Origin of the sequence: Demequina soli (assembly GCF_000971195.1) — a bacterium.
In the GTDB taxonomy this organism is placed as follows: Bacteria; Actinomycetota; Actinomycetes; order Actinomycetales; family Demequinaceae; genus Demequina; species Demequina soli.
Genome location: NZ_BBLZ01000007.1, coordinates 1 through 4,575, shown reverse-complemented (window position 1 = coordinate 4,575; position 4,575 = coordinate 1). Strand labels below are relative to the sequence as shown.

The 4,575-nt window shown below is 68.0% G+C and carries 5 protein-coding genes and 1 pseudogene; 2 read left to right on the top strand and 4 right to left on the bottom strand.

The window, feature by feature from the left end; genetic code table 11:
* Window positions 1–105: pseudogene (locus tag AOM04_RS15030) on the bottom strand (dTDP-glucose 4,6-dehydratase); the annotation flags it as partial.
* The gene (locus tag AOM04_RS12625) at window positions 102–713 is read right to left on the bottom strand and encodes a dTDP-4-dehydrorhamnose 3,5-epimerase family protein (RefSeq protein WP_062465154.1); all 612 of its coding nucleotides are present in this window, start codon (window positions 711–713) and stop codon (window positions 102–104) included. The pseudogene AOM04_RS15030 and the gene AOM04_RS12625, both read right to left, overlap by 4 nt.
* 59 nt (window positions 714–772) lie before the next feature.
* Here AOM04_RS12625 and rfbD point away from each other — a divergent pair, with 59 nt between their 5' ends.
* Both rfbD and AOM04_RS12615 read left to right on the top strand, forming a co-directional pair.
* Window positions 773–1,636 (top strand): dTDP-4-dehydrorhamnose reductase, encoded by an 864-nt coding sequence (gene rfbD / locus AOM04_RS12620; protein ID WP_062465153.1) that lies wholly within the window; start codon window positions 773–775, stop codon window positions 1,634–1,636.
* Between the two features lie 238 nt (window positions 1,637–1,874).
* Window positions 1,875–2,405 carry a hypothetical protein gene (locus AOM04_RS12615; RefSeq protein ID WP_062465152.1) on the top strand — a complete coding sequence of 177 codons (531 nt, stop codon included), beginning with the start codon at window positions 1,875–1,877 and terminating at the stop codon, window positions 2,403–2,405.
* Between the two features lie 165 nt (window positions 2,406–2,570).
* Here AOM04_RS12615 and AOM04_RS12610 read toward each other — a convergent pair whose 3' ends face one another.
* A complete protein-coding gene (locus tag AOM04_RS12610) occupies window positions 2,571–3,953 on the bottom strand; it encodes a tyrosine-protein kinase domain-containing protein (RefSeq protein ID WP_062465151.1) in 1,383 nt (460 codons plus the stop codon).
* Window positions 3,954–3,963: 10 nt separating this feature from the next.
* Window positions 3,964–4,542 (bottom strand): sulfite exporter TauE/SafE family protein, encoded by a 579-nt coding sequence (locus AOM04_RS12605; RefSeq protein ID WP_228373722.1) that lies wholly within the window; start codon window positions 4,540–4,542, stop codon window positions 3,964–3,966.
* Window positions 4,543–4,575 lie beyond the last annotated feature (33 nt).

Genomic DNA, 4,575 nt, shown 5'->3' with positions numbered 1-4,575 from the left:
CAGAAGGTCCAGCACCACCACCTCGACATCGGGCCGCGTCGCCAGCGTCAGCCGCACGAAGTTCGCCCCGATGAACCCCGCCCCACCCGTCACGAGAAGCTTCACAGCGCGGACGTCCAATCAATCGTGGTGGCAAGCTCGGGCAGCAGGCCCGCGGCCTGAGCCTCGGCGAGGCTCGGTGCGGCCTCGTCCTTGGCGGAGAGGCGGAAGGTCAGCGGGGCACCGTCGCGTCCGACAGTCGGCCATGCGATGCCGATCTCAGGGTCGAGAGGGTTCACTTCGTGCTCGCGGCCGGGCGCGTACGCGGTCGAGCAGAGGTACAGCACCGTCGAGTCGTCCTCGAGCGAGAGGAACGCGTGTCCGAGGCCCGCTGAGATGTAGATCGCCTTACGTGAGACATCGTCGAGCAGCACGGAGTCCCACTGGCCGAACGTGGGAGACCCGACGCGCAGGTCGACCACCACGTCGAGTACCGCGCCCTTGGCGCATGTCACATATTTAGCCTGGCCCGGCGGGACGTCGGCGAAGTGGATGCCACGCATGACACCTGCCGCCGAGACGGAACAGTTCGCCTGCGCGAGCGCCATCTCCGCGCCTATCCGGTCGCTGAACGGCGCTTGCTTGAACCATTCGAGGAACACGCCCCGGTCGTCTCCGAAGTGGCGGGTCGTGATCTCCCACGCCCCAGAAATCGACAGTTCGCGGTATTCCACGGGCCCCCCAGTCTCGTAGTCGCCGACAACGATACCCGGCTGGCCTAGACTCCAGAGCCATGCGAGTCGAAGGTCACACGTGGGTAGTTGTCGGTGCACAAGGAATGCTGGGGCGGGATCTTGTCGAGATCCTGCGGGATCGAGGGGCGACGGTTGTCGAGCTCGACCGTGGCGAGACGGACATTACCGATGCAGCGTCCGTTGATGGCGCGGTTCCACCATGTGATGTCATCGTGAACTGTGCCGCCTACACCGCGGTCGATCGAGCCGAGGAGGAGGAACCCCTCGCCCTTGCGATCAACGGAGATGGGGCCGGCCACGTTGCGAGGGTGGCTTCCAAGCGCGGGGCTCGGTTCGTCCACATCTCGACCGACTACGTCTTCGCCGGCAACGCGACGGAACCGTATGCCGAGTTGGCAGCACGCGCGCCGCTCTCTGCCTACGGACGCACCAAGGCTGCGGGCGAACGCGCCGTCGAGGGAAGCGCTGCCGACTATCTGATCGTGCGAACCGCATGGCTCTATGGCGAGCACGGACCTTGCTTCCCGAAGACGATCGCACGCGCGGGCGCGGAGCGCGGGTCGCTCACGGTCGTGGACGACCAACTCGGCCAGCCCACATGGACTCGCGATCTGTCCGACTTCATCATCCGCCTGGTCGTGGCCGACGCGCCCTCGGGGATCTATCACGGGACCTCGTCAGGCCAGGCCTCGTGGTTCGAGTTCGCCCGAGCGATTGTCGTGTCGAAGGGCCTTGGGGAGATCGTGTCACCCACCGACTCGAGCTCGTTCGTGCGCCCTGCACCGCGCCCCGCCTGGTCCGTCCTGGCTCATGGCAGCGCCCGTAGCGTCGGCGTCGAGCCGATCGGCGACTGGCGGGAACGCTGGGAGGCGGCCGCGGAACGAGTTCTCGCATCGAGCTGACCGCGCGAGCGGGCAAGACGCGTGGCGCGTCTGCGCCTAGCGCAACGTGTCCGAGTGAGGTTCCGGCGGTGCGGAGACCGACGCGAAAAGGGACAAATCTTGCGACGCTCGCAGGCGCCTGCCGGGCCGAAACTCAATGTTTACACAAGGGCTGCCGATGCCCTGGTAGACGGCTGTTAACATTCTCACGGATTCGTCTAGGGTGCCGCTGAGGGCGCCAATTTGCTGGGAGGCAACAATGCTCACTCGTACTTTCGCTGCCGCGACGCTGGCAGGCGTCGTCGCGCTCGCCCCCACCGCGGCCATGGCCGCGGACAAGTACCCGGCTCCGGCCAACTCGCTCATGTGCACCAAGACCACCGTCAAGGTGGGTGAGTCGCTCAAGTGCACCATCGGCGGCCCGAACGGCCACCGCGGCCGCCTTCAGGTGACCTCGTCGGGTGCCAACGTGTCGATCGCCGGCACGGTCACCTCTGCGGACAAGGTCTTCGAGAACAACCTCGTCTCGTTCGATGTCACCGTTCCCGAGGACGCCGGCACCATCTCGATCGCAGCGATCATCGACGGCGAGCGCGTTGACGAGGCCTCGGTGGCCGTCGTTGCCGCGACCGACGCGGGCGCCACCGGTTCGACCGGCTCCTCGACCGACGCCCTCTCCGGCACCGGCTTCGAGAACGCGGGCCTCGCGGCTGGCGCGGGTGTGCTGCTCGTCGCGGGCGCCGCCACCGTCTTCGTGGCGGCCCGCCGCCGCCAGTCGCAGGGCGCATAACCCTTCTTCACCAGCGAGGCCCCGCACCGAACGGTGCGGGGCCTCGCTGTTTGTCTGTACGATCGCCTGTGCGGCGCCTTGGCGCAGGCCGCAGGGGCATAGAAAATGCTTCACACGCCCCGCTAACGGAGCGTGTGAGGCTTCTCACACGGACTTTCTTGACCGCTATTTCGCGGCGCTCACGGGCTCCGCGTACGTGTAGTTGTAGCCGTAGCGTCCGTAGCCGTAGGCGTCCGGACCCTTGGTCGGGAGCATCGTCAGCACGAGGCCCGAGAGCGGGGCGCCGACGGTCTCGAGCGCGCCGATCGCACTGTCGACCTGATGCTGGGTCGTGGTGCCGGCCGCGACGATGAGCACGGTGCCGCCTACCAGGCGCGCGAGGACCGCGGCGTCGGTCACGGGCAGCAGTGGCGGAGCGTCGTACAGCACCACGTCGAACTGCTCGTCGAGCTTCTTGATGAGCGACTCCATGAGGGAGCTGCCGAGCAGCTCGGAGGGGTTCGGCGGGATGGAGCCGGCCGGGAGCAGGAAGAGCTCGCTGCGGCCCCAGCGCTGGATGGCGTCGCCGAGCTCCACGCGGCCGACCAGGACGTCGGTGAGGCCCACGCCCGCCTCGATGCCCATGTACTGCGCCATCTTGGGGCGGCGCAGGTCGGCGCCCACGAGGAGCACGCGCGCGCCGGCGTCGGCGAGGGTGATGGCCAGGTTCGCCGAGGTCGTCGACTTGCCCTCGGACGGCACCGAGGAGGTGATGACGAAGCTGCGCTCCTTGCGCTCGGCGTCGAGGAACTGCAGGTTGGTGCGGAGGGTGCGGAAGGACTCGGCGCGGGGGCTCATGGCGTCCTCGTGAACGATCAGCGGGCGCTGCTTGGCCTTCGGGTCGAACACGATGCCGCCCAGCACGGCCGCGTCGGTGACGCGCTCGAGGTCACGCTCGTTGCGGATGCGCGTGTCGAGCGTCGCGCGGAGGATCGCGAGTCCGACGCCGATCGCGAGGCCGAGGAGAAGTCCGAGCGCGACGTTGAGGGTCTTCTTCGGGGCGACCGGGACAGTGGGAACCTCGGCCTCCTGCACCACGGTGAGGCGCACGGGCGAGCCCTCGCTGGCGCTCGTGGTCTCGATCTCCTCGACAGTCGTGATGAGCTGGTTCGCGGTCGCGGTCGCAACCGAGGCTGCGTAGCCGGGGTCCGTGCCGGTGACCGCGACGTCGATCACGGTGGTGTTCAGCGGCGCGGAGGCGCTGACCTGTCCGCGCAGTCCGGCGACGTCGGTCGGGAGCGCGAGGTCATCGATGACCGGCTGCAGGACGGCGGAGGTCTCGACGAGGTCGGCGTAGGTCTTCACGCGCTGCTGCGTGAAGGTGTTTCCCTGCGCGAGCTCGGATACCGTGGCGGAGTTGGAGGTCGAGACGAACACCTTCGCGGCTGCCGAGTACGTGGGCGTCGCGAGCAGCGAGTACGCCAGACCGGCGCCGGCGCCCAGCAACGTGAGGACCACGATGACGATCCAGTTCTTGCGAAGGACTCGGATGTAGTCCTGCAGCTCCACGGTGCTCCCCTCAGTCGTCGGCCTCAGCCCGTGCGGGCTCGATTGTCCCATGGACTGTTTGCGTTGCCGGCACACTCGCTTGCGGGACCAGTGGCGCCGTGTGGTTGCGTAGCGTCTTGAGTGTTCGTGCGCGGTTGGACGTAACTGTGTGCGGATGGCTGCTCCTGGGCGCGCGATCGCACAAAGTGGCCTGCTCGGCCTCGTGGCGCTTTGCCTGCCAGATGAAGAAGTCGAAGCCCAGGCGGTGGCGGATGAGGGCCCAGGCGAGGGTGCCGCCGATGAGGGCGGTGGCGAGGGCGGCCAGGGTGAGCTCGTTGGATGCGCCGAGCATCTTCAGGCCCGAGACCAGCAGCACGATCGCGAGGGCCCGGCGGACGAGGCCGCCGCCGCCGACGCGGGAGGACAGCTGGGCGCCGAGGTAGGTGCCGGGGATGGAGCCGATGATGACGGGGATGGTGACGGACCAGTCGACCTCGCCGAACCACAGGTGGGCGACCGCGGCGGAGACCACGAGGGGCACGGCCTGGACGAGGTCGGTGCCGACGAGCTGGTTGGCCTTCAGGGCGGGGTAGAGGGCCATGAGGGCGATGATGATGAGGGCTGTCTCTTATACACATCTGAC

Coding starts and splice junctions, on each gene's coding strand:
- rfbD (WP_062465153.1), top strand. CDS start 773: ATGCGAGTCGAAGGTCACACGTGGGTAGTTGTCGGTGCACAAGGAATG.
- AOM04_RS12615 (WP_062465152.1), top strand. CDS start 1,875: ATGCTCACTCGTACTTTCGCTGCCGCGACGCTGGCAGGCGTCGTCGCG.